The following is a 23,434-nucleotide window of genomic DNA, read 5'->3' on the forward strand; positions in this document are numbered from 1 at the left end:
AGGGGCTGACAGTCAGTGGATGTTCCGCCGACGAGCTTCGCGACGGATCCGGACGGCCAACTGCTGTGCCTGAAGGGCCCGTTCCCGCTGTGTCTTCGTCAGGTGAGAAGGCAGGGGGTGCGGCTCGCCTCTGAAGTCGACGAACAGGTCGGACTTCCATGTGAGCGGCAGCATGTCGGCACTGTCGTAGCAGTCGGTCCAGCTGATGCGGTGCCCTGATGGCGGGCAGCAGATGTCGGCGTGCGCCGTGGCGAGCAGTTCGTGGGCTTCCTCGCCGCCGAGCTCGGTGTCGTGTGGTTCGCCGAGGTGGCGCGAGATGAACTTGGCGGCGTTCACGCGGCCTATGGTCATGAGTCCCCCTGGACTCGCGTGCAGTCGAACCCCGACCGCGATAGGCCCCGCGCCTGACATCACCGTAGGGCACGACAGGGGCTTTGTCTCAGACGCCTTCCCCTAGCCCAACTCCGCACAGCAGACGGATGTTTCATAGGTGGTCCTTCGTGAACTGCAACACTGAGTCGGGATCGCCGCAGCACGTTTTGTTTCATGGAGCGTTTCAAAAGACCTGCGGGTTGCAACACCCCCATGAAACGATGGGGTATGGCCGCCGACCCGTACATCCTCGTCGAGCAATACGACTGCCCGATGTCCACCTGCCAGGCCCCCACCGGCTCTCCCTGCCGAACCGCCAAGGGCCGCGTCGCGATCCAATACCACACTGCCCGTTTCCGGCTCGTCCCGCACCTGAAGAAGGAACTCAGCGTTCCAACTCCCGCTGCTCGCAAGCCCGGACAGCGGTGGGAAGCTCTACCCGCCCCCACGGCGGCGAAGACTGGCGGCGCCACCGGCAACGTGCGCATCGGATACGCGCGAGCCTCCACCGCCCGCCAGTCCCTCGACTACCAGCTCGACGCGCTCAACGATGCCGACGTCAGCCGGATCTTCTCCGAGAAGGTCAGCACCCGCGTCAAAGCCCGGCCCGAACTGACCAAGGCCATCGAGTTCGCGCGCGAACTCCGCACGACCGGGCTCGAAGTGACGCTCGTCGTCCACGAGCACAAGCGTCTCGGCCGCGGCGCCGACCTCGTCAACCTCGCCGAGAGCCTCAAGGAGTACGGCATCCGCCTGGAGTTCCTCACCGGCGAGCTCCGCGGCGAACACGACCCGTCCGGACCGATGTTCGCGTTCTGCGCCGCCATGTCCGGCATGGAACGCGAGTACATCCGCGAGCGTACCCTCGACGGGCACGAGACCGCCCGCAAGAACGGCAAGACCATCGGCGGCGCCAGCGTCACCGACGACGACATGCTCGGCATGGCACTCCACCTGCGCGACCAGAACCTCAGCCTGCGCGAGATCGCAGGCAAGCTCGTCATCACAAGCGGCAGGAAGAAAGGGCAGCATCCGTCGCCAGCAACCGTGATGCGGATGCTCCGCGACCACGACGAGGCCGCAGCCCTGGCGCAGTGATCAGCCGCGATACGGCATGTTATCGAGAGTCGCTACTGATCAACTACGCACAGCTGTCGGCATACTTGGCGCTCGGCATAGCGATCACTAGCCTGCCGCTATGAGACGCGTCGTCTTCGACTCCAACGCCATTGATCCACTCGCCGTGACAGAAGGCGCGTTCGAGACCCTGAAGGAGGCGACGGTCTCAGGCTCGCTCGAAGTGTTGTACACGCACATCACGATCGACGAGCTCACCGCAATCCCTGATCCCGGCCGCCGTTCTCTGCTCGTGCTACTCATGGCCGACCTCGGCCGCCTGGTTCCTACTGGGACCGCAGCCGTCGACTTCTCCCGCCTCAACTTCTGCAGGGTCGGGAGCGACACCGACGGAGACCTCCTAGAGGCCCTGCGATCAGGGAACGTCAATCACACGCGCGATGCATTGATCGCCTCGACCGCTCGATACGAGAAGTGTGCACTCGTCACCAATGAACGCAGGCTGACCGCCCGATCGCGAGAGTGGGACATCGAGGTGCTCACCACGCAGGAGCTGCTGGCCGAGTTCGCCACGCCCGCAACGTAGATGGAAGCGCTGCGGGTCGACCCGCAGCGCCCAAGGGAACGTTATGCGCTAGTTCAGCCCTGCGGCGCTACTGACATCCGGTCCGGCCTCCGGAAGACTCGCAACGCTGACAGCGGCGAAGGGATGGACATGCCGGAACGAAAGTACGACCAACTTCAGGCGCGGGCGATCAGCAACTTGGACGACGCGGACGCTGAGACTGCGGGCTCCGCAGATCAAACGGCGCTCCTCGCTCGGGCTCAGGTACACGCCCTGCTCGCCGTCGGCGCCGCGATCAAGGATCTAGTGGAGGCGGTCCGCGAGAGCCGCTAGGCCCCGTTCCCCTACCGACTCAGGAGGGCGGGGCGCGTTGCGCTTCGGCTTCCCCTCTCCCCCCGGTCTCCGCTTCTCCCCTACGGTGTCCCGATCAGTTCAACCCTGGGGGGACATATGCGCGTTCGCACCAGCGCGGTCACGATCAGCCTGCTTCTCGCCGCGGTCACCGCATGCGGCAGCGACGACGGCGACCCCGACGAGAAGTCGGCCGCAGCGAAGCCGTCCACGAAGCAGGTCGACTGTACGGACGAGTACCTCAGCCAGAAGGAGTGGATGGATCACTGCGCCGAGGAGAGCTCCGGCACTGGCGGGGATGGGACTGCCGGGCTGGCGAAGACCTTGAAGCTCGGCGAGCCGGCGGAGACGATCGGCGACGAAGGGGCCGGCGTCCTCCAGATCACGCCGGACACGGTCGTGTACGTGAAGGAGGGCGGCGGCGAGAAGTCCGCAAACGGGGTGTTCGCCGTGGCCACGATGAAGGTCAAGGCGATGACCGGCGCACCAGCCGCGCAATCCGCGCCCATCACCGGGGACGGGTGGAAGTGGATCGCCCCCGACGGGGAGGCCATCGGCTTCGACAGCGGCAACTCGACGAACGTCACCCTGGACAAGTACAGCAGCGGCGGAGAAGTACAGCCGGGCACCTATGAGTGGGGCTCGGAAGTCTTCGACCTGACCGCGGCGCAGGCGAAGGGCGGGACGTTGCTCTACACCGACGGCGAGGGGACCGCCTACCGGTGGAAGATGCCCGTCACGGACACGGGCCCGAACGTCGCCGAGGTGAAGAAGCAGCTGGCGGACTGACGCAGAGAAGCGCCCCACTTCCCTGGATGAGGGAAGTGGGGCGCTCTTGTTCGCTCAGGCAGTTCTGGCCCAGGGCCATTCGGCGTCGCGCCCGGCTTCGAGGAGCGGCACCATGCGGAAGGCGGCGTCGGTGAGACCGCCGAAGGTGTGGCGCTGACCTCGGCCGGACGGGGCGTGCCCGGCCTGGTAGCCGGCGAGGTTCCACGTGTACAGCTGTGTCGTCTGCGGGATGGACTGGTCGACTTCGCTGTAGTCGTGCCCCGCCTGCTCGTCGGTGACGATGATGACGCGGTCGTGGCCTGCGAACTCCTGTCGAAGGGCCGCGGCGGTGTCGGTGCCGCCGCCGAGGAACCATCCGCCGTCTCGCCACTTCTTGACGTCGCTGAGGACGGACCCGCCCGCGGTGAGCGGGAACGCCCTCGTTTTCGCGCCGGGCAGATCGCCCATGTAGTAGCGGGCGGAGGAGAAGGAGAGAACGTCGCCGCTGTCGCAGCGGCGCCCGAGTGCGATGCCGAACAGGGCTGCGGCGTCCCAGCGCATGAGGGAGCCGTCGCGGGAGAAGGCCTCGTGCATCGACGAGGACGTGTCGACGAGGATCAGTGTCTGGCCGGGCAGCGTCGGGATGTTGACGAGGGACGCGGTGAGCGCCTTCTCGAGGGCATGGCCCCAGCGTAGCGACGGGGCCGCGTTGTAGGCGGAGTAGAACCGCATCGGCAGCTGGCGGGACTTGGCGACCTGCTCCGGATCGGCCAGCCGCTTCGCCACCTGCTCGGCGACCTCGTCAGACACTTCGGCCTCGTCGAAGTTGCGCAAGTTCCGCAGCAGCGCCATGTACCCCATGGAGGGGATGAGCGCCTCCCACAACTTCGCCTTGTCGACCTTACTGCCCGCCAGGGACAGTGAGTCTTCCCAGGTCATCCCTGCATCGCGCAACGCCTCGGGGTCAGTGAGCGGATCCAGCACTCCGGTCCGGACCAGGGTGCGCAGTGCTTCGTTCCGTCGGATGACGTGCAGGGTCTCCGGTGTGCCCTCGGCGTTGCCGTGGCGCCGGTCGAGGGCGTGCTTGAACAGGTCGCCCTGCCAGGGCTTGTCGTCGGCGGGGCTGGCGTGGACGAGGTTGAGGACGTCGCCGAAGCGGTAGCCCTTGGTCGCAGTGTCGTACTTGAGGAGCGCCCGCTCCGTGTAGAGGCGCTGGACGGCGTCGGCGATGCCGCGCTTGACGGGCTTGGGCAGCTTGCGGCCGTACTTGGATGTCCAGTAGCCGAGCATCTCGCCGGGCTCGTCGGCGCGCTGGAGGACGGCGTCGATGGCCTGGCGGCTGTAGCCGGGGGCGTTCTGGAGGATGCGTTCTGCGGTGAACTCGGCGGCTCCGACGAGGGCGGCGGTGCGCATGTTGGCGTCGTTGCGGAGCCAGCGGAGGAAGTCGACGCACCACTGGGGGTCTTCGGTGGCGAGCTGCCGTATGAGCTGGGTGTATCGGTCGTCGCGCTGGCCGCCCTGCTCGTAGAAAGTGTCCTGGCCGACGAAGTTGGAGACCGACAGCAGGAAGAGTTCACTCTTCGCGTCGCGGAGGTATCCGATCGCACCTTCGTGGGTGCGGGTCTGCTCCCCGGTGGTGGTCACGGGCGAGTGGACGGCGGGACGGGTCGAGCGCGTGTTGAAGCGAGACATAAAGAAGCCCCTCACGTGGAGGGGAGGTCAGCGCTGAGGGTGCCCGAGATCAAGGTCGGTGACGGAGACAAAGCGCTCTAGGCCGCTGAGCTACCTCCGACCGTTGGTCGGTGGACGGGATTTGAACCCGCGTCTCTCTCTTAGCAGGAGAAGTATCCGTCGCCTGCGCACCGGGCACCCCCGATGCTGTGCCTCCCGAGATCAAAGTCGGCGTGCGGTGCTTGTCCAAGAAGTAACCGCCATGCCTGCGCACCGGGAGGTGCATGAAGTTGTAGCCCCACTGTAACCGCCAATACCAGTTACATGTCTAGCGGATTGCGGCAACTGTCGCCCCAGAACCGCGAATCGCCCCCGCCGCCTGCGCGAGGCAGGGGCGGGGGCGTCAGTTACTCCGTCGGCTCTTCCGGCGGCGTGTCCGGTTCCAGGAACAGCCCCTCGTAGCTGGGCTGCGGGGGTGGTTCGGCGAGGCCGAGAGCGACGAGGCTGGGGATGTCGGCTGCCGAGTCGTCGACGCGTCGGGCCATGGGACGCGGTTCGGGCATGGTCACACTCCTGTCCGGTTGTACTCGTCGACGCGCGCCGGCGGGGCGGGGGGCTCGATGCCGTGGGAGCGCATCTGCGTACCCAGTTCGGCCACGTATCCGGCGAAGGCGCGCACGAGCGACCGCAAGCCGCGTTCGCGCTCCTCCACTCGCTCAAGGCGACGCTCCAGACCTTGGCGGATCTCCCGGAAGGACTCCAAGTCGGCCTGCCGTTGATTCGGCTCCGCGGTCGCCCTGGCTGCCGCCTGAGTTGCTTCCGCTGTCGCCGCCGCGGCCCGTGTCGTCGCCCGCGCTGCAAACAGCCCCGCGACCACCATGCCGACCGTGCCGATCACGGCCACGATTCCCGCCCACACCGTCACGGCTTCCGCCCTTTCCTGGCGGCTCTCGGCACTGGGGGGACCGAATGCTCGGGCACCGTGGCCGCCCACAAGATGACCCCGACGTGACTCGTCAGGTACCAGATGGCGACCCAGGCGCCGCGGGAGTAGTCGCCGGATACGACGGCGACTGTGTAGGCGATGGCCCACACGGTGGGGGGAATGAGGGCGGCGACGAAGCCGTAGCGGTCGCGGCCGATGCGGAGGAACGCAGACGCCGCGGTGATGAGTCCGCAGGTGATCCACAGCCAGGACCAGTGACGGATGTCGCAGAGACGGGTCAGCAGCTCGAGTCCCTGGCCGGGGGGCGGGTCGAAGAGGAAGCTGAGCCCCCAGCACGTCTTACCGACCCCGATGATCAGCAAGAAGCTGCCGCGCCGACCGAGCCGCCTTCGCAGCCAGGCGGCCACGCGGCACGGCACTTACGCCACCGGGCGAACGGAAGCAGGAGTTGCCGGGGAAACCTGGCCGCGGGTGAGCAGACCGAGGACGGCAAGGACCAGAGCGTTGACGGCGCCGACGGTCTCCTGGGACACGTCGAGGCCATAGGCGGCGAGGAGCGCAAAGCCGACTGCGGCGAGGCCGGTGAACGCGGACGGTGCGATGGGCCGCGTGACGGCTGCGGTCGCCGCGGCGAAGACAGCTGAGATGACGGCGACGATCGCTGCCGCCTGCTCTGCCGAGAGTCCGTCGAAACCGAAACTGACGAGGAGGGACAGACCTGCGCTGATGCTGGCGACGATGAGAGCAGGCTCACGGCCGAAGATCTTCATGGTGTCCTACTTCCAGTACAGGCCGCGGAGGCGCGACGTGGTGATGGTGATGGATCTTTGGTCGTCGGCTTCGACGGGCCAGTAGCAGGCCTCGAAGCGGAGCTTTTCCGTCGCTGCGATCGATCCGGAGTTGTGGAAATCCGCGAAGGTGCTGCCCGCCGTGCCCTGTCGTTCGCTGAGTCCGGCTGTCCATCGGGAGCCGTCAGTGCGGTAGTGGTAGAAGCGGCCCTGCAGCGTTGCCCCGTCGGGGAGTTCGGCGGTGATCTGCGCCATCGCCTGGTAGGCGGACGCCCCGGTCAGCAGGTCGACGCCCTCGATCGGGAGGGTGGTCCACTTGCCGGGAGTCAGCGGCCGGTCTGCGGTCTCGTACCGTCCGAGGGTGTACGGCACGGTCTCCTCCTGATCGGGCTCGTCCCCTGGAGTCCATCCGGCGGGGTGGTCGAGGCGTTCATCGACGTCCTTGCGGAACTGGTCCATGTCGAAGCTGGGGTCGATCTTTCGGCGGGTGCCTTCCTTGTGGCCGATCACCGAGTCGGCCGACCAGCCGTGCGCGCGGCAGATCGCCGCCGCCCATCGGACCGCGGCGTCGTACTGCGCGGCGGGGTAGGGGTCACGACCGTTCCCGAGGTTCTCGATCTCGATGCCGTAGTAGTGGGCGTTGCCGTCCACCGGTTCCGAGCTATCCGGTCGCGGATGCGTCGGCGACTCGTTGACGACGGCCTGGTGTGCGTTGGCCGCGAACGTTCCGGCGTGGTTCGCGCGGCCTGCGCTGAGCATGGTGGCGGTGCCGCTCTTCGCGAGATGGGTGTGACAGAGCGGGCCCGGCAGATCGGATGTTCCTGTCCAGCACACGCTGAGGCTGCTGGAACCAGCCGTGTGGTGGATGACGACGCCATTCACCGGCCCCCATGGGCCCTTGTGGTTGCGGTTGTGGGTGCGCCAGCCGGCCTTCTCGGCGACGCGGACGCCTTCTCTGCGGAGGGCTGCGAGGAGGGCGTCCGGGGTGAGGGGTTGAGCCATGGTCGGCCCCTTCTAGTAGTCCCAGGTGGTGCCGACGAGCTGTGCGTGTTCGAGGGGCCAGGGCTGGTCGTGGTCGTGCCACACTTCGACGCCGACGGGTTGTCCGGCTTGTCCGGCGAAGAACCAGCTGGTGGTTTCCCAGCTGCGGCCGGGGGTGGCAAGGTGGTCGGCTGCTCCGGTGTCGTCACGGTCGCCGTAGGGGTCGCGGATGAAGCGGGACATGAACTGCCGCGGCCGGGTGTCGCCCTCGGGAACGGCGATGGAGGCCCAGCGCAGGTTGCGGGCCCACAGGAAGTCCCCGTCGAACGGCGGCATGATCAGCATGTTGTTGCGGGCCATGTTCCGGTCGTTGATGATGACCCGCTCGTAGGTGACGAGCGTCCACGTCTCCGGCGGGATGAGCTGCGGCTTCTCGCCGCGGTAGAGCTTGCAGACGGTGGCCACGTGCGCCTCCTCACAGGCTGCAGAACTTGCCGTTGAAGGACACCCACGGCGGCTGGATCTTCGGGTCGGCGGTGGCGGAGGTGGTGCCGACGATCTGGATGCGCCCGTCCGTCCCGATGTCGATCTTCACGGAGAGGACGTCGGAGTCCGTCGTCGAGCAGGCGCCGGTGAGGCTGCGCAACGATGACGGGCGTGCAGCGGTCACCAGAGGCGTGTTGGTGACGAAGCCGCTGTTCGGAATGACCTTGGGGCTGCCGGAATAAGTGATGTTGACGCCGCCCCGCAGCATCAGCGTGTCCTCACCGAAAAGGTTCACGATCCGGTACTGCAGGGTGCCGTTGCTGTTGCCGTTGTGGGCGAACCCGCTCGCGAGGCTGATCGTGGTCCAGGCCTTGGTGCCCGACCCGATCACCGACCAGGAGCTTCCGTCGTAGACGGTGAGCAGGTCGACGTCCCGCAGCCACGTCACCATGCCCTCGACCGGTGCCGCGTCACCGACCAGAGTTGCGGCGCGCTCGGATGACGACGCGAACCGCATCGTGGAGCGGGACGCGATGGGGTTGACGATGTCCTTCGCGAGCTTGCTGGCGTCCGGCGGATCGGTGAGCGCGGCGATGCCGATGCCCTGCCCGTAGTCGTCAGTGGTGGGCATCAGACCTCCGGGACTTCCGTCGTGACCGCGGAGGTGCGGTTCACGGTGATGAGGTTGGCGCCCGCGAGCTCTGAGACTGCGCGAGCAAGTTCCCAGGCGAGGGCGGGCATGTCGCCGTCGGTGACGGGCGAGTAGTCGCCCTCCTGCAGCACGACGTCGATCGAGGACTCGCCGCCGTTCACGACGACGCGGTAGGTAGCAGGGGCGGCCATGGTGGGCCTTTCAGTCGAGCGGGTAGCGGATGCCCTTGAGGGACAGCCAGTTGGTTTCCGTGGCGCCGGCCGCGGCGGAGATGAGCTGTACGGTGCCGTCGGAGTCGAAGTCGACTTTCAGCGAGTGCACGACTGACGTGCTCAGTGACACCCCTGAGATGGATGTTGCGTTGCGGGCGATCACGAACGAGGCGCGGGCGGCAGGCCGGAGGTCGGCGCTCAGCGCGGCGGAGAGGATGTTCGAGGTCTGGGCACCGGTCGCGCGGGTGGCGCCGCCGTCCCATTCCATCCACCAGCCGCCTTGCCAATTGATCTTGCGGTAGCGGATGGGGCCGTTGTTGTTGCCCTGGGTACTGGTGTTGCCCTGGATGTAGCCGGTGCCCAGTGTCGGTGTCGTCCACCCCGGATCGCCGGAGCTGAGGCGTCCGAGGGCGAGCCAGTTGCCGCTGCTGGACTGGGTGACCGCGATGACGTCACCGACGAGCGGCAGCGTGTACGTCTCCAAGCGGCGCACCGTAATGCCGTCGTCGGTGACGACGGTGCCGCCAGCGTTGACGGTCTGGACGGTGGCGAGCCGCCAGTCGGCGCCGCGCACGCTCGGTGTGCTGGTTCCGGCGTCGACGGCCTGCCGCTGGAGCGCGTCGGCGAGCTGCCGGACCGTGCCATGAGAGGACTTCACGCGTCCTCCTTCGCCGCGATCGTCGCGATGGGGAAGTCTCCGCCGACGTCGAGTGGCACGGAGAACGACTGCACCTGGTGGAGCTCACGGCTGCCGTCGGGGTGGACGACGCGGATGACATCACCCGGCTCGAGCGCGGGGTTCGGCAGCGACGAGAAGTCCCCGGACGCGTTCGGCGCTCTGGCCGCGGCGAGCTTCAGATTCGCTGCCTGCGCGCACGCGTTGACCGTGGTCAGCGTCGAACTGGAGTAGAACATTGGCCGCCTGCCATAGGGGCCGCTCCAGTAAGTGGGGCTGTTCGGGTCATTGTCTGTGGCCAGGAAGCTGACCGGGGCGACGTTCTCCTCGGTGTTCTCGCCGCGTGCGAGGACCCCGTTGTGTACCTGGTCGCTGGTCATGGCGCGGCTGCCCTGCACGTACACGCCGCCGTCCCCGGCTGCGACCTCCCATACTGCGGGCGTGGTCTGCAGATCAGGCAGGCTCGCGATCACGAACACCCCGTCGGCGTTGGTGTAGCACTCGGCGCCGGCGGCAGCCACGATCTCCTGCACGCCCGCCCACGGGTCAGCTTCGACGTCGAATGTGCGGGAGCCGATCGGGGCGTCGACGATGGTGCTGATGACGTCGGCGTCCGGCAGAGACCGCTGAATCAGTGCGGTCGCGGCACCGACAACCGTGCCGGTCGCCTTATACGGCTCGGTGAGCTTGTCGTCGGCAACGCACGCTTCCAGTGACTTGCCCTGGAGTGTGACGGGCCCGTCGGCTGGGTCGCCGTCAACACTGTCGAGACGGAAGACCCCGAGGGGGACGAGCTCTTGGGAGCCGTCTGCATAGGTGACGCCGCGGGCGATCCGCAGCCGGGCCCCATAGGTGGCCAGCTGATCCGTCGGCGTGCGCGGGATCAGCGACACGTCGGCGCAGGTGACGGTGCAGGTGCGGCGGATGGCCTGCCCGCGGTCAACCGGCACCGAGCCGCCCGTGTGCTCCAGGGTGACCACGCTGCCGTCCGTGAGGAAAAGTTTCACCTCGGTGGGCGGCTCATGGGACTCCCCCAAGCGTGGCAGGAACCGGTCGGAGACGGGGTACACGGCGTCACCCCAGCCTGCGGTCGAGGAGGACACCCTCCCAGGAGGCATACGTGGTGAGCAGGCCCGCCCAGGTGTCGAACTCCGCCAAAACGTCCTGCCAGGTGCGGCCCGCGCTGCCCCCGAGACCGGTCGTGACGGGCATGTCCGTCTCGGTCAGAGGCAGGGTCCAGGCCCGCCACGGCTCCATAGCGGTGCCGCCGACACGTGCCTCCGTGGCCTGGGCGACGGTGACGTACATGTCGGCCACGCCCATGCCTGGTGCCGCCTGCCACAGCAGCACGTTTCCGGAGTCGAGGAGCCAGTGCAGCCCAGCCCGCTCCTCATCCGTCTGCGTCCACAGGGCGAGGTCGCCCTCCAGGCCGCCGCGGACCCCGGAGAGCACCACGGCGTTGCGGCGCCCTTTGACCCGGTACACGGACTGCTCGATGGGCCGCTGCCACTCCGGCGGTCGCGAGATCAGGAACCGGCGGTTGCGCTGCGGCGCACCCGGGTCTTTCAGCCACGCCCAGTTGGGGTCTCCGGCGGTGATGGTGACGGTGTCGGAGGTGCGGGTGCTCGGGGTGGTGGCACCATCCGGCCACAGCTCAATCCGGTAGTACAGGGCGGCGCCGAGGGGCGCCTCATAGTCCTCGACGATCATCAGGTCCGAGGTGATCGGCTCCTTGTCGAGGAGGCCGCTCGGGCCGCGCACCAGGGTGCGGACACCGTCTACCCCGACCCGGTAGACGCTGATGGACTGCCCGACCGGCAGCTCCCGCAGGGTGAGGGTGATGCTGGCGGTTTCGTCGACGGCGGCGACAGCGGTGAGCGGCAGGGTCTGCCACAGCGCCACCCAGTCGACGTACATCGCCGAGTTGGTGGCGCCTGCCGTCAGGGTGAGTTCGATCGCCCCCTGGGTGGCGGTGGCGGGGACGCTCGCATCGGTCGTCATCGCGTACCAGCCGGCGCCGGGGAAGCTGTAGCTGGTGCCCCCGGTCGTCCCCAAATCCAAGTTGGAGGCGTCGTACCAGCGCACCTTCAGGTTGACGGTCCACGATCCCGCTCCGAGGGAGGCGAGGATCTGCGCCCGGTAGCTGGTGCCCACGCCGCCCGGGGTGGCGAAGCGCGCCGACCGGACGACGCTCGCCGTGGCTGTCGCCGAGGTGACCGACATCGAGTACGAGCCGTCGTAAGAGGCCTGCCCCCATGGCGTGGACCGGGCGATGACCGCGACTCCTGAGGGCCGCGTCCACCCGGCGACGCCCTGCTCGAAAGCTGTGTCCGCATACGGCAGGACGGTCCCAGCCTGCGCGGACGGGGCGACCATGACGACGACGCTCTCCAACCGCAGCACCTGCCCGGCCGAAGCTCCGTTGACTCCTGCCGCGACACTGCACGTCGCCGCGTTCACCGGGGCGATGCCCGACGCGCGCTGCCGGTACCAGCCCGAGCCGGGCGGCGGCGAAACGAGCGTGCCGCGGGATGCTGAGATCTGGTTGCCGTTGCTGTCGTAGAAGCGCAGCTCAAGCCAGCAGTCCGCCGCGAGCGTGGGCGGATTGAGGTAGGCGTAGGCAAGGTAGTCGGTGCCCGGCGTGACGGACGGCCGGTCGACGGATACCGCGGACGCGTTGCCCGCGCCGGTCGCGGTGACCGCGATGGTGTGGGCGCCCCCCAGGTAGTTGTCGACCGCCCACAGCGCGATCGGCACCTGCCGGGACACAGACGCGTTGACCTCGGCTGTCCACCCGGACGCGTCGATCTCTGACGACTCCGTGCCGAAACCGAATAGATTGCCGGTCGTCCTGATCGGCAACCCCAGATACAGGTTCTCCCAGAAGTGGTTGATCAGGCCCGCGCCCGGAGTTGACGACAGCAGCAGCTGCGCCTGTGTCGCCCCGGCCGGCGCCATCCCTGCCACGCCGACCCGGTGCCAGCCGCTGTACGCGGCCGTTGTGACCAGCGACCACGTCACTGAGATCTCGGAGCCTGTGGCGCTCAGCCAACGGATCCCGATCCGCTCCGGCACCGTCCCTGCAGCGTCGGCAAAGCACTGATAGACGGTGCCCGCGGTGACCGGGTAGGAGGAGACGGTGCGGGCCTGCACCTCCCCCGCCGCCACACTCTTGACGATTAGGCAGCCGTCCCCGACCCGGCCCCCGGTGCCCTTGCTGATCGTGCAGTTGAGCTTGCTCGTCCAGCCGGAGGTGTTCGGATCAACCTCCGAGGTGGTGGCGGAAAGCAGGTTCCCGGGGATCGCCACAGGTCACCTCCTGCCAGCTCGGACGGTGGTGGTGAGGGCCGTGAAGGTCTGCTGTACTTCCCCGCGGACGTGGCCGAGGAATTCCCCGCTGTCGAGGGTGAGGGTTCCGGTGAACTCCCCTCCCCTGCCTGCGCTTGCAGACGTTGCGATGCGCGTGAGCGCGCTGGCCTGCGCCTGCGTGAAAACCGGCTCGGGCCGGCCGGTGCCGTTGTAGGCGAGGTTGAGGCCGGGCTGGAGGTATCCGCCCTGGTCGTACCAGTGCGGGCTGCGGGACAGCCACTTCGAGTAGGCCCGTGCGGGACTGCCGTAGTCGGGGCGGCCCTTGATGTAGCCGAGACCCCAGCGGATCTGGGTCTTGTAGTTGGTGAGGTAGTCGGCGCCCGCCGATCGCATCTTGGAGGCGGGCAGGGACTGCGGGATGCCGTAGGCGCCCGACGAGCGGTTTAGTGCGTCCCAGCGCCAGTTGGACTCTCCCTCCCACAGCTTCTTCAGCGGCCCGAACTGCGAGGGCCCCCAGCCGTAGCGGTGGAGGATCGACTTGGCGTACTGCTGTGCGGCACCGACCGCAGCGCTGGGGAAGCCCTTGCCTCCGCCCCCGGTGAGGAACGGCATCGGGTCCACGGGGCGCCCGTTCCTGCGGGCCTCGAGGTGGAGGTGCGGGCCGGTGGTGTTGCCGGTCGCGCCGACCTCGCCGATCGTCGTGCCCCGGTTGACGTGCTTGTGGAGCTTGGTGAGGATCGCGGACATGTGGGCGTAGAAGGAGGAGAGCCCGCCGCCGTGGTTGATCGCGACATGCTTGCCGTAGGGGCCGCCGGAGGCGACCTGGGAGACGGTGCCGTCGCTGACGGCCCGGATCGGTGTGCCGGTTGCGGCGGGGAAGTCGAGGCCCGTGTGGCGGCCGGACGACCACATGCTGCCGCGGACCCCGAACCGGGTTCCGTACTTCGCGTTGACGGGCTTGAGCCACTCGCCTCCGCCGCCGCCGGCGAACATGCTGGACACGGCGTCGACGATCTTGTTCTTGAGCCCGGACACCATCTTCAGCGGGAACTTCGCGATCGCCTTCCCCATCGGCGCCGTACCGACCCCCTTGGTGACTTTGGACAGGATCGGCTTGACGAGCTTCGACCAGATCTTGGAAGGGTTGGCGATCAGATCGGCGCCGGTCTTGGCCCAGTCGATGCCCTTGCCGACGACGTCGGACACGGTGTCCTTCGTCCAGTCCCAGGCGTCGCCGATCGGGCCGAGGAAGCCGCCCGCCGCCATCAGCTTCGTGCCTGCAGCCGCGTGCAGGGCCTGCGCGCGGTTGCGGTACTTCGGATCCGTGGGGATCACGAACTCGGGATAGCGGGGGTTGCCCTCGCCGACGATCGCGGTCGGCCGGTTCACTTTCATCGGCGCGGCCGGACCGAAGCCGTTTCCGACGCTGCCACCTGCGGCAAGGAGCTTGGGCGCATCGGGGAGTTTGCCGAGCCCGACGAACTTGGCCACGCGATCCCAGACGGCTTTTATCCCTTTTGTGTATACCCACTTGATTACGAAGTTGACGGGCTCCTTCGTGATGTCTTTGATCTTGCCGAAGGCCGTACCGATGGCCTTACGGGCAGAGTCGAAGGCGCGCCCGACGAGACGCACTGCCTCCTTGATCTTGTCGAACGCGGGCTTCAGGCCCTTCGTGTACAGCCACGATGCCCTGTCGGCTATCCACCCGAACGTCGGCTTGATAGAGGACCGCCACAGCCACGACGCCACGCTGCCGATACCGCGGAAAGCAGGCCGGATCGCGTTCTCGTACAGCCACTTACCGATCCGGCCGACAAACCGGAAAGAGGCCACGATGCCGTTGCCCATCGGGCGGATCGCGCTCCGGTACAGCCACCCGGCGACCGTCGCGATGCCCGTGAACGCAGGCCGGATCGCCGCGTTGTAGAGCGACCTCGCTGCACCGCCGATACTCCGGAACGCCGGACCGAGCGCCACCCGCCAAAGCCACGCTCCGGCCGCGCCAGCCAGCCGGAACGCGATCACGATCGGCGCGACGAGCAGCGTAATGATGACCGCGGCGAGAATGCGGGCGCCCAGAGAGATCCCGTCGAACGCGGGCTTGAGGCCGGTACGCCACAGCCACATCGCCCAGCGGCCCACCGTCTGAGCCCCGGCCACGATGCCGTCGAACGTCGGCTTCAGGAAGCTGTTCCAGGCGACCGAGGCCGCGGTCTGGATCCCCGACCAGGCGGCCTGAACACCCTGGCGGAACCACGAGAAATGCTTGTACGCGTAGATGACGGCCGCGACGAGCGCGACGATCGCCAAACCGACCAGCACGATCGGGTTCGCCTTCATCACGACGTTGAGCAGGAACAGCGAGAGGGTCCACAGCTTCGTCGCGATGTAGGCGAGGTACATGCCCTGGATCAGCCACGGCAGCGTCGTCGCGATCGACGCCAGCCCGCGGGCCAGCGCGCCCAGCACCTCCAGCACCGGCCCCGACAGCGGGGCCAGCGCCTTCGCGACCTGGTAGAACGCCGAAGAAATGTCGCCGATCGTGCGGGCGACGAGCGGCCCGTTCTCCGCCGCATACGCGAGGAACCGTTCGAACGCAGGGGACCCCTTGAGGCCGGTGCCCCATGCGGCGAAGCGGCCAGTGATGGCCTGCATCCGCGCACTGATGGAGTCCATGTGGGGCAGGAAGGCCTGGATGATGCCACCCATGCCCTTGAAGAGGTTCCCGAAGGCGACGCCGAGCCCGATGATCGCCGGACGGGTGGCGCCCGCCAGATCGGACTTGAACTCCTTCCAGCCTTCCGACTTGAACCCGCGCGACGCCCGGTCCTGCAGCTCACCAATCGCATCCGCGGCGGCCTTCACGAACGGGGTGAGGCCCGGCAGCGAGTTCTTCAGCCCGATAAGCGCGCGGGTAAAGATGGGCATGACCTGCGGCTGCAGCGACTTCGACCAGTCGCCGAACGCGCTCTTCAGATCGACGAACGCGTCGAACGTCTTCCGCGCCGACGGCGTCAACTTGTCCAACGCGGCCTGATACTTGGCCTGCGCGACGGCAGCCTGATCCACGCCCCCGGCCGCAGACTGCGACGCGGAGGTAACCTGACGCTGAGCCGAAGCGATCGAATCCGCGGCCGACTGCTGCGCAGCCACCAGAGACTCCTGGGCGCGCGCCACCGAACGCGCGCCGTCCTCCTGAACCCGGGTGACGTTGCGCTGCGACTCGGCGACCTTCTCCTGCGCCTCAGCGATGTCCCGCTGCCCCTGAACCTGCTGCCGGGCCGCCTCAGTACGAGACTTGCTCAGAGCTTTCTGCTGCTCGGCGACACCCCGCTCGGCGTCCCTCAGCCGCTCCTGAGCGCTCCGGACCGTCTCCGAACCCTCAACGCCAGCCCTGTCCGCGGCCTTCTTCTCGCCGGCCAGCCGCTTCGTCTCGGCCTGCTGCTCCTTGAGGCGCTGCACCGCCTGGTCATAGGCAAGCTGCGCCCGCTGCTGCTCCAGCAACGTGGCCTTCGAGCCGACAGCCTGCGTCGCCCGCAGCCGGAGCCGGGCCTCCTCCACAGACAGGACCGCGTCCCTCTCGGACAGCTGCGCATCCGCCAGCCGGTTCGACAGCTCCGCCAGCTCGGCGACAGCATCCCTGCGGGCCTGGGTGAGATCCTGCTGAGCCTGCCGCGCCGTGCGCTGCGCGTCCGCGAGGGACTGCTCGGCCTGCGCGACGCGTTCGGCGGCATCCCGCTGCCGGTCCGCGGCCTGCTGCACCGCATCCGCCAGTGCTTGCCGGGCAGCCTTGACCTGCTGGGATGCCTGCCGGTTCGCCTCGGCGGACGACCTCACGGCATCCGCGACCGCCTGCTCCGCCTGCGAGACCTGGCGTGCGGCATTGCGGTGCGCGGTCGCCAACGCCTGCTGGGCTCCAGCCATCTGCAGCGCCTTCGAGGCGCCCTGCCCGTTGGCCTGACCGCCCTTGATGGACGCGGTCGTCGCAGCGTCCTGCGCGGCCTTCTGCGCCTGCAACACCTTCGCCATCCCAACGAACGCCGGAATGGCGACAGCTGCGAGCGCACCAACGCCAGCCCCGGCGGCAACAGCCGCCGAGGCAATCGCGCCAAGCCCCGCGGCGAGAATCGGGATCGCAGGGATCGCGGCGACACTGCCCAACGCGACCGTGAGCCCGAAAAGGGCAGCCGTGGCCTGCGCGGTACTGACGTTGGTGTTGATGTTGATGCGCTTGCCGTCAACCGCGGCGATCGCCGCCCGCACCGCCGCCAGCTGTGTGAGCGCCGTCGCCGTGTCCGCCCGCACCTGCACGTTCGGGTGCTTCGCACCGAGACGGGTCAGCTCAGCCTCGATCGCCCGGATCTCCGCCTTCGCCTCGGCAGCGGTGATGTCGATACCGATCCGCTTGTCCGCCAGCGTCTCCATGCGGAACCGCAAGGCCTGCAGATCCGAGTCCGCCTCAGACGTGTCGGCGCCGATCTGCAGCTTCGGCAGCGACCGGAACGCCGCCTGCAAATGCACCTTCATCGCACGGGAGAAAGCCCCCGCGGTCTCATCGCCCTGCCGGACAGCGCCCGGGCGGGCCGTGCGGCCACCCTGGTTGACGCCGTCACGGATCGCATCCCGCAGCGCCGACGTGATGCGGTTGGCGATCTGCTGCCCGATCTGCTGGCCAATCGAAAGGCCGACGTTGCCGACCTGCGCCTGCATCGCCGGACCGAACGACCTGCCAGCGGCCTCACCCGCGTCCTCACCGGCGCGCGTCGCCGCCGGGACCAGACCGGACCGCAGCCGGGAGTAGATCCCCTGAGTGTTTGGGATGACGTCGACTTCGACGCTGCCGACCTGGATCGCCACGGGAGTCGCCTCCCGCCTGCGCTACGCTGCGCCCCCGTTGATGATCTGGAAGAGCCGTTCAGCGCTGGATTCCGTGAGCTTCGGCTTCGGCTTAGGCGCCTTGGCGCCGGGCCGAGAGGTCGGCTCGGGCGGATCTGGGCGGTCGCTCTTCTTCTCGGTGTTGGCGCAGATCGTCACGTACTCCAGACGTCGCACCGCATCCAGCACTGACGCCGTCAGCTGCTCCAGCTGCGACCAGCGACCCCGCTCTGGCTCGCCCTTCTCCGCCTGCTCCGCAAGCTCCTCATCGCTGAGCTGATTGCGGAGCGCCGTCATGGTGTGGGACTCGGGCGGCAAATGCTGGATGAGGATCCTCAGTCGGCGCCACGACATTCGGCCGCGGTGCAGGTCGAGGATGTCGATGCCTCGCTCGAGGAGGTCGGCCTCTACCGCTTCCGCGTGGTCTTCGAGGACCGAGACGGTCCAGAGGATTTCCCCAGGGCCTCCCCTGTCTTGCTGGCCGCATCGGCGACGAACTCTCCGAAGGCGTCGTTCGTCGGGTCGAGGTCCTCGAACAGCGGGAAGTCGTCGGGGTGCATGATCTTGGAGGCGAACACGTCGAAGTCGCCCGCCTTGAGGGCGCGCTGCCAGGACATGCGCCAGGCGCCAGCCGGGATGACTCGCACTTCTTTCCCGCACAGGGACGCGGTCACGTAGTGGCCTTGATCGGCTTCGAGCTCCTGGGCTTCGGCGGGCAGGACTTCGGGTTCTGTGCTCATGGCGCGGACCTCCTAGAGGGTTGTGGCGCGGGCGCGGATGTGCAGGTGGACGGGACGCTGTCCGCGCCCAGACGGCGGCCCGTCCACCCGTTCAAGAGGGCTCAGGAGCCCGTGTATTCGGGCGTCGCGGGCACCTTGTCGCTGTGATAGACGGTGTTGCCTTCGGCGTCCGGGTAGGCGGTGACGGTGATCTCGTAGGCGCTCATCTCGTCCTGCTTGAACGTGACGTCACTGCGGTCGGAGACTTCTCCCTGGGGCACGTAGAAGCCGCGGGCGGTGTCGCCGTCCAGGACCAAGAACCACCAGGCCCTGCGGTCCGGGACGGGACTTGCGGTCTCCGCGAACGTTGTGAGGCCGCCGACGGGCTCCAGCTCGGAGGCGGGGAGCCGGTACATGATCGACTGGACGGCGACGCGGGCGGTTTCCCAGAGCGTGACCTTGAAGGTCCGCACGGACTTTGTGATCTGCGTGCGGAACGGAGAGGTGAGCCCCCAGGGGGTGAACTCCTGGCTGTCCTCGTCGAAGCCGTAGGTGAGGCCGTCGTCCGAGATGGCGCCGAGCGGTTCCCACGGGGAGACGGGCTGGACCAGCGGCGAGGCAGGGGCTGTCGTGCCGGTGTCCGCCGTCCAACCTCCACCGTTGGCTCCGATGACGGTGAGGTCCGCTGCGCGGGTGATGTTGACCATCGGTTGTCTCCAGACATGCGTGTAGCCCGCGCACGGGCGGGATCTGAGGAGGGCTGGCGCGGGCCCGAGGGCCGGTCAGGAGACCGGGTGACTGTGGATCTGGTAGGTGCCGCCGACGCGGCGGAGAGCGGTGTTCTCATACGGCCGGGCAGCGGGACGGGTGATCGTCGCAACGCTGCCGACCACCGCGACGTCCGTCGCCGAGCCGCGCAGTTCGGTCAGCAAGAAGCCATGCACAGTGCCGGCGAGAGCGATCGCCTCGGCGCGCGTCGCGGCGTAGATGTTGATGTCGACGAGGGCCCGGTCGAGCCGGAACCCGTCATCGCCGCCGCCGACCCCCTCAACCTGCACCGTGGGCAGCTCGTTGAGGAGGTTGTTGTCGAGCTCGTCGCGGACGGTGGCGTTGTCGCCGAGCTTGGCCTGCAGCCAGCCGATGACCAGCAGCTCCACATCAACTGAGCCGACGGCGGCCATCAGCGTCCACCTGCCTGGGCGGCACGCAGCAGCACGTGGTGGGCGGGAACCCGCTCAGTGCCGTACTCGACGAACCGCGCGTAGTAGGAGGTGTTACTGACCGTGGCGGTAGCGCGGTCCCGGCGACGGCCTCCGCGTCGTGTGCTGGTCACCTGGAAACTGGCCTTGTAGTGACCGGGATGCGGGTCGCCGGCGCCGCCGACCGGGGCGATGGAGACAGCCACCGACATGATGAGCTCGGCGCGGCGCACCATCTCCGCATGGATCATCTCGGAGCGCAGGAGCTGCCCCACGCCCTTGTTGGACATTCTGAAGCGTGCAGGCATCAACGCCCCCAGCCTGAGAAGAGGGAAGTGATCAGCCCGTTACGCGGTCCGCCGCGAACTGCACGGGGCCGCGGGTGCCGGTGAACGGGTTGCGGCCCCAGTCGCCGGGCTCGCCAGTGATCTCGCACAGCTCGCCGCGGATCCGCACCTGGTCGGTCGTGCGCCAATCACTGCCCGCAGGCGCATACACGGTGAAGCCGACGATGACGGTGTCGCGGGCCTGCTGCTCATCCCCGCCCACCTGCGGCGTGGACTGGCGTGGCGCCACCACGCAGCCGGTCACGGGCTGCTCCAGCAGCGGGCCGGTAATGGGCTGCCCTCGCGGATCCCGCCCCGGCGACGGGCCGCGCCGAAGCCGGACGACCGTCTCCCCGTAGGGGTACGGGCCGGGCATCAGGAGTACCCCCAGCCCGGCTCGAACTCGTCGGCGAACCCGGCATCGTCAACGGGCCAGGTCGGGGACGGATCTGCGGTGCCCGGCGTCGGATCCACAGTGAACGCCCCGCCCCGGCCGGCCAGCGATTTGAGCGCAGACTTGTCGGCCTTCGTCAGGTACAGGCCGCCCGAACCCGTAGGCCGCTGCACCGACATGGGGCCGATCGTCTCGTAAGACACCTGCTGAGGGTTCGTGTACGCGCGGCCGGCAACCGACAGGACTACCGCGTCCGCGCCCTCGGGGAGCGGCTTGACGACGGTCTGGCAGAGCGACGTCGCCATTCGGAGCAGCAAGTCGGCCCGATTCCCGTCGATCTCGGCGAGGTCGAGGTAGAGGCCCAGGTCTTCGACGGTCGGCGCGGTGAACGGCATCGTCGCCTCCTATCGGGCCAGGGACTCCACGGCGCTGCACCAGGCCGCCAGATCCTCTGCCGGGTCGAGTTCCGCAGAGCGGGCCTTGGCGCGCTTGCTCGCGAGCCGGTACTCGGCGGCAGTCGCGAGCTTCCGCAGGACCGCCTCGTAACCGTTGATGTCCTGCCGGTCCACGAAGATCCCGGCTTCGCCCAGCGACTCGCAGAGGCCGGGAGTCGGGTGGGCAAGGACTGGGATGCCGCTTGCCAGCGCCTCGACGCCCGCTCTCCCCCACGACTCGTAGGAGGACGGCATCAGCAGCACCCGAGTGCGGGCGTAGACCTTCTCCCGCATGTCCTGCCCGTCGACGTGCTCAACGATCTCGACGTTCGGCAGGTCCGGGAGGATCTGCTCCCCATAGGCGCCACGCACGGCAAGGAACTCCTGCTCCGGCATTCGTTCAGCGAGGGCCCGAAGAACCTTGCCGCCCTTTTCCGGGTTGCAGTTGACCAGCGTGACCGCCTTGCCCGGCTTCGTCGCGTACTCGCCGGCGAACACCGGCGGGCGCACGATCAGGCTCGACGCGGGCCGGATGGACTTCGGGTACTCGGCGAAGAAGACCTCCGCCTCCGCCTCCATCCATCGCGAGTTGTAGACCGCCAGCGCAGTCCCGCCCGCGGCCATGTCACGGAAAGTCGGTCGGTGCGTGTTGTGGCAGACCACGACCAGCGGCTTGCCGTACCCGCGGGCCAGTGACGCCGTCGACGGCACCGTCTCCAGATGGGCCAGCAGCACATCCGCCCTGCGGACTGCCGAGGAGAAGTCGAGCCGCGACTCCAAAGGAATGACCTTGATGCCGCGGTACTCGTACTCCTTGTGGGCTTGCCCATAGCGGGACAGCCACACCGACACATCGTGCCCGCGCTCCACCAGAGGACGCAGCATCGACACGAGCATGTGCTCGGCGCCCGCATTGTGCTCCGGCGGGAACGCATGGACACGAGCCACGATCTTCAGCGGCTTGGCCGTCCCGCCCGGCGCGGAAGCCGGGACGGCCCTACTCACGAGCCGCTCGGCGTGCCGGTGTACTTCACGAACGCGTCGGCGTCACCCATCACGAAGCCGTAGTAGGCCTCCGCGAGGATCAGCACCAGGTTCTCCTGGAATGCGCTGTGCACGCCGCCGTCCTCGTCCACGTAGGTCGCCTCGTTGGAGATCCTCACGGTGATGTCCATGCCCACGCCATACGCTGCCTGACTCCAGTCGCCGCCGAGTGCCCGCAGGCCCGTGTCGGCCGACCCCGACTGGCGGCGCTGCTTGCCCGACACCGACCGCGAGTACGCCAGCGGCTCACCGATCAGCGTCCCTGCGCTGGCCATGTTCGTACCCGGCGTGGTCGTGTCGACCAGGATCGGACGGCCCGTCGTGTCCGTCGCCAGCAGCAGCTTCGGCTTCAGCCGGTGGTCCGCGACCGTACCGGTGTAGTCGTAGTCCTCGTCGATGACCAGGTCCATTCCCTTGACCAGGTCCGCCCAGATGCCGCCGGTGCCCTGCGACGAGGTGCCCAGTGCGACGGACTGGGACGTCATCGCCAGGTACTCGGTGAACGGTCCGGTGGCGCCCTTCATCGTCTTGCCGTGGATCGCCGCGTGGTCGAAGGCCCGCGCGAACGCCGTCGGCAGGTCGTTCTGCAACTGGGCGTACAGGCCGGCCGTGTTCGTGCGGGCGACCTCCATAGCGACCGGGATGAGCACGGCGAGCTTCTTCGCCGTCATGTGCTTGACGTCGATGCCGCCGGTCGACAGAGGCTTCTTCTGGCCCTGCCCGACCCAGTCAGCGGTCGGCACATCCAACGGGATCGGCACCGACGTGGTGGCGTCCAGGGCCAGCGGTGCCCGCCGGGCGAGCGCCATGACCGCAGACTGCTCCTGGCTCTTCTCGAAGATCGGGGCGGTGATGGTCCGCGGGAGGAGTTCCTCCGGCAGGCTTGCCGTGGTGATAGGGGCCGTAGCCACCATGATTCCTTCTCTCAGCGACTTGGCAGCCGCGTCTTAAGCCAGCCGTCGAACTCGTCCAGCGGGCTGGGGGCCTTCGTTCGGTTGGCGCCGGACGCCTGAGTGCGGTCCGGCACGGGTCGCCGCGGGCCCTCCTGGGGCTGGGGTTTCGCCCAGTGCGGCTTGCGCTCCAAAAGCGCGTCGAGGTCCGCCTTGATGGCCGCCTCGTCGATGTCGCCGTCAGAGTCGATGTACGAGTCGAGATCCAGCGCGCCGACTGCGTCCTCCGGGTCCGCGAACCCGGCCACCGCCAGGGCCTGCACCTGCGTGCGAGCCAACCGCTGACGGGTTCGGGTGATCTGCTCGTTCGCGCGGGCCAGCTGGTCGTTGAGCCGCTCGGACTCCGACTTCTCGGCATCCTTGATGCGCTGCAGCTCCTCAGCCTTCGGCTCCAGCTCCTTCAGGCGCTGCCGGAGGTTCTTGGCCTCCTGGTTCGCCTTGCGGATCTTCGCCTCGGCCTGCTTCCGGTCGAACGGCTTCTCCTCGCCGCCGGACTCCGCCTCCTGGGCGTCGTCCGTGGTCTCGGTGCCGTTCTCCTCGGGCGCCGTCTCCTCGACGATCTCCTTGATGCCGGTGTCGGTCTGCTGCTCGGACTCGTTCTCTTCGGGCATGACGAATCGGCCCTCCAGGGGCTGT

27 protein-coding genes and 1 tRNA gene are annotated in these 23,434 nt (G+C 68.2%); 3 read left to right on the forward strand and 25 right to left on the reverse strand.

Annotated features, from left to right (window positions below):
* Positions 1-12: 12 nt before the first annotated feature.
* Positions 13-351 (reverse strand): hypothetical protein, encoded by a 339-nt coding sequence (locus DEJ47_RS04385; RefSeq protein ID WP_150165112.1) that lies wholly within the window; start codon positions 349-351, stop codon positions 13-15.
* 234 nt (positions 352-585) lie between these two features.
* On the opposite strand from DEJ47_RS04385, the gene DEJ47_RS04390 reads away from it, so the two are divergent.
* The 3 genes from DEJ47_RS04390 to DEJ47_RS04400 all read left to right on the forward strand — a co-directional run bounded on the left by DEJ47_RS04390 (position 586) and on the right by DEJ47_RS04400 (position 3,154).
* Complete coding sequence (locus DEJ47_RS04390) at positions 586-1,470, forward strand: recombinase family protein (protein ID WP_223828228.1); 885 nt, start codon at positions 586-588, stop codon at positions 1,468-1,470.
* A gap of 100 nt (positions 1,471-1,570) precedes the next feature.
* Positions 1,571-2,035, forward strand: coding sequence for a hypothetical protein (locus DEJ47_RS36260; RefSeq protein ID WP_190415262.1), 465 nt, complete (start codon positions 1,571-1,573; stop codon positions 2,033-2,035).
* A 429-nt stretch (positions 2,036-2,464) separates the two neighbouring features.
* The gene (locus DEJ47_RS04400) at positions 2,465-3,154 is read left to right on the forward strand and encodes a hypothetical protein (RefSeq protein ID WP_150165114.1); all 690 of its coding nucleotides are present in this window, start codon (positions 2,465-2,467) and stop codon (positions 3,152-3,154) included.
* A 54-nt stretch (positions 3,155-3,208) separates the two neighbouring features.
* Here the strand turns inward: DEJ47_RS04400 and DEJ47_RS04405 are convergent, their stop codons facing one another.
* The 24 genes from DEJ47_RS04405 to DEJ47_RS04515 all read right to left on the reverse strand — a co-directional run bounded on the left by DEJ47_RS04405 (position 3,209) and on the right by DEJ47_RS04515 (position 23,409).
* Positions 3,209-4,825 (reverse strand): TROVE domain-containing protein, encoded by a 1,617-nt coding sequence (locus tag DEJ47_RS04405; protein ID WP_150165116.1) that lies wholly within the window; start codon positions 4,823-4,825, stop codon positions 3,209-3,211.
* Positions 4,826-4,929: 104 nt separating this feature from the next.
* Positions 4,930-4,998, reverse strand: a tRNA-Leu gene (locus DEJ47_RS04410).
* A gap of 213 nt (positions 4,999-5,211) precedes the next feature.
* Positions 5,212-5,367, reverse strand: a complete 156-nt coding sequence (locus tag DEJ47_RS36265) for a hypothetical protein (protein WP_190415264.1) — start codon at positions 5,365-5,367, stop codon at positions 5,212-5,214.
* Positions 5,368-5,369: 2 nt separating this feature from the next.
* The gene (locus DEJ47_RS04415; RefSeq protein WP_150165118.1) at positions 5,370-5,729 is read right to left on the reverse strand and encodes a hypothetical protein; all 360 of its coding nucleotides are present in this window, start codon (positions 5,727-5,729) and stop codon (positions 5,370-5,372) included.
* Positions 5,726-6,157: a hypothetical protein gene (locus DEJ47_RS04420; protein WP_223828229.1), complete on the reverse strand. Its 432-nt coding sequence runs from the start codon at positions 6,155-6,157 to the stop codon at positions 5,726-5,728. Before DEJ47_RS04420 ends, DEJ47_RS04415 begins: the two co-directional genes overlap by 4 nt.
* A 12-nt stretch (positions 6,158-6,169) precedes the next feature.
* On the reverse strand, positions 6,170-6,520 hold the full coding sequence (locus DEJ47_RS04425) for a hypothetical protein (protein ID WP_150165122.1): 351 nt from the start codon (positions 6,518-6,520) through the stop codon (positions 6,170-6,172).
* A gap of 6 nt (positions 6,521-6,526) precedes the next feature.
* On the reverse strand, positions 6,527-7,540 hold the full coding sequence (locus DEJ47_RS04430; RefSeq protein WP_150165124.1) for an N-acetylmuramoyl-L-alanine amidase: 1,014 nt from the start codon (positions 7,538-7,540) through the stop codon (positions 6,527-6,529).
* Positions 7,541-7,552: 12 nt separating this feature from the next.
* Positions 7,553-7,984: a hypothetical protein gene (locus tag DEJ47_RS04435; protein WP_150165126.1), complete on the reverse strand. Its 432-nt coding sequence runs from the start codon at positions 7,982-7,984 to the stop codon at positions 7,553-7,555.
* Positions 7,985-7,994: 10 nt separating this feature from the next.
* The gene (locus DEJ47_RS04440; RefSeq protein WP_150165128.1) at positions 7,995-8,636 is read right to left on the reverse strand and encodes a hypothetical protein; all 642 of its coding nucleotides are present in this window, start codon (positions 8,634-8,636) and stop codon (positions 7,995-7,997) included.
* Positions 8,636-8,848 carry a hypothetical protein gene (locus DEJ47_RS04445; protein WP_150165130.1) on the reverse strand — a complete coding sequence of 71 codons (213 nt, stop codon included), beginning with the start codon at positions 8,846-8,848 and terminating at the stop codon, positions 8,636-8,638. Before DEJ47_RS04445 ends, DEJ47_RS04440 begins: the two co-directional genes overlap by 1 nt.
* A 10-nt stretch (positions 8,849-8,858) precedes the next feature.
* Positions 8,859-9,527 carry a hypothetical protein gene (locus DEJ47_RS36270; RefSeq protein ID WP_190415266.1) on the reverse strand — a complete coding sequence of 223 codons (669 nt, stop codon included), beginning with the start codon at positions 9,525-9,527 and terminating at the stop codon, positions 8,859-8,861.
* The gene (locus DEJ47_RS04455; protein WP_223828230.1) at positions 9,524-10,525 is read right to left on the reverse strand and encodes a DUF5047 domain-containing protein; all 1,002 of its coding nucleotides are present in this window, start codon (positions 10,523-10,525) and stop codon (positions 9,524-9,526) included. The genes DEJ47_RS36270 and DEJ47_RS04455 overlap by 4 nt, the downstream gene beginning before the upstream one ends.
* A 94-nt stretch (positions 10,526-10,619) precedes the next feature.
* Positions 10,620-12,854 (reverse strand): hypothetical protein, encoded by a 2,235-nt coding sequence (locus tag DEJ47_RS04460; protein ID WP_150165134.1) that lies wholly within the window; start codon positions 12,852-12,854, stop codon positions 10,620-10,622.
* A 3-nt stretch (positions 12,855-12,857) separates the two neighbouring features.
* Positions 12,858-17,714: a peptidoglycan DD-metalloendopeptidase family protein gene (locus DEJ47_RS04465; RefSeq protein WP_150165136.1), complete on the reverse strand. Its 4,857-nt coding sequence runs from the start codon at positions 17,712-17,714 to the stop codon at positions 12,858-12,860.
* A 21-nt stretch (positions 17,715-17,735) separates the two neighbouring features.
* Positions 17,736-18,029 carry a hypothetical protein gene (locus DEJ47_RS04470; protein WP_223828231.1) on the reverse strand — a complete coding sequence of 98 codons (294 nt, stop codon included), beginning with the start codon at positions 18,027-18,029 and terminating at the stop codon, positions 17,736-17,738.
* A gap of 110 nt (positions 18,030-18,139) precedes the next feature.
* Positions 18,140-18,472, reverse strand: a complete 333-nt coding sequence (locus DEJ47_RS04475) for a hypothetical protein (protein WP_150165140.1) — start codon at positions 18,470-18,472, stop codon at positions 18,140-18,142.
* Positions 18,473-18,573: 101 nt separating this feature from the next.
* Positions 18,574-19,158 carry a phage tail protein gene (locus DEJ47_RS04480; protein ID WP_150165142.1) on the reverse strand — a complete coding sequence of 195 codons (585 nt, stop codon included), beginning with the start codon at positions 19,156-19,158 and terminating at the stop codon, positions 18,574-18,576.
* A gap of 75 nt (positions 19,159-19,233) precedes the next feature.
* A complete protein-coding gene (locus DEJ47_RS04485) occupies positions 19,234-19,632 on the reverse strand; it encodes a hypothetical protein (RefSeq protein ID WP_150165144.1) in 399 nt (132 codons plus the stop codon).
* Positions 19,632-19,940 (reverse strand): HK97 gp10 family phage protein, encoded by a 309-nt coding sequence (locus DEJ47_RS04490; RefSeq protein ID WP_223828232.1) that lies wholly within the window; start codon positions 19,938-19,940, stop codon positions 19,632-19,634. The genes DEJ47_RS04485 and DEJ47_RS04490 overlap by 1 nt, the downstream gene beginning before the upstream one ends.
* A gap of 49 nt (positions 19,941-19,989) precedes the next feature.
* Complete coding sequence (locus tag DEJ47_RS04495) at positions 19,990-20,352, reverse strand: hypothetical protein (RefSeq protein ID WP_150165148.1); 363 nt, start codon at positions 20,350-20,352, stop codon at positions 19,990-19,992.
* Positions 20,352-20,765, reverse strand: a complete 414-nt coding sequence (locus DEJ47_RS04500) for a hypothetical protein (protein ID WP_150165150.1) — start codon at positions 20,763-20,765, stop codon at positions 20,352-20,354. The genes DEJ47_RS04495 and DEJ47_RS04500 overlap by 1 nt, the downstream gene beginning before the upstream one ends.
* Positions 20,766-20,774: 9 nt before the next feature.
* On the reverse strand, positions 20,775-21,809 hold the full coding sequence (locus DEJ47_RS04505) for a glycosyltransferase family 4 protein (protein ID WP_223828233.1): 1,035 nt from the start codon (positions 21,807-21,809) through the stop codon (positions 20,775-20,777).
* The gene (locus DEJ47_RS04510) at positions 21,806-22,762 is read right to left on the reverse strand and encodes a phage major capsid protein (RefSeq protein ID WP_150165152.1); all 957 of its coding nucleotides are present in this window, start codon (positions 22,760-22,762) and stop codon (positions 21,806-21,808) included. The genes DEJ47_RS04505 and DEJ47_RS04510 overlap by 4 nt, the downstream gene beginning before the upstream one ends.
* 11 nt (positions 22,763-22,773) lie before the next feature.
* Complete coding sequence (locus DEJ47_RS04515) at positions 22,774-23,409, reverse strand: hypothetical protein (protein WP_150165154.1); 636 nt, start codon at positions 23,407-23,409, stop codon at positions 22,774-22,776.
* Positions 23,410-23,434 lie beyond the last annotated feature (25 nt).

It is taken from the genome of Streptomyces venezuelae (assembly GCF_008642355.1).
GTDB classification, from domain to species: domain Bacteria; phylum Actinomycetota; class Actinomycetes; order Streptomycetales; family Streptomycetaceae; genus Streptomyces; species Streptomyces venezuelae_B.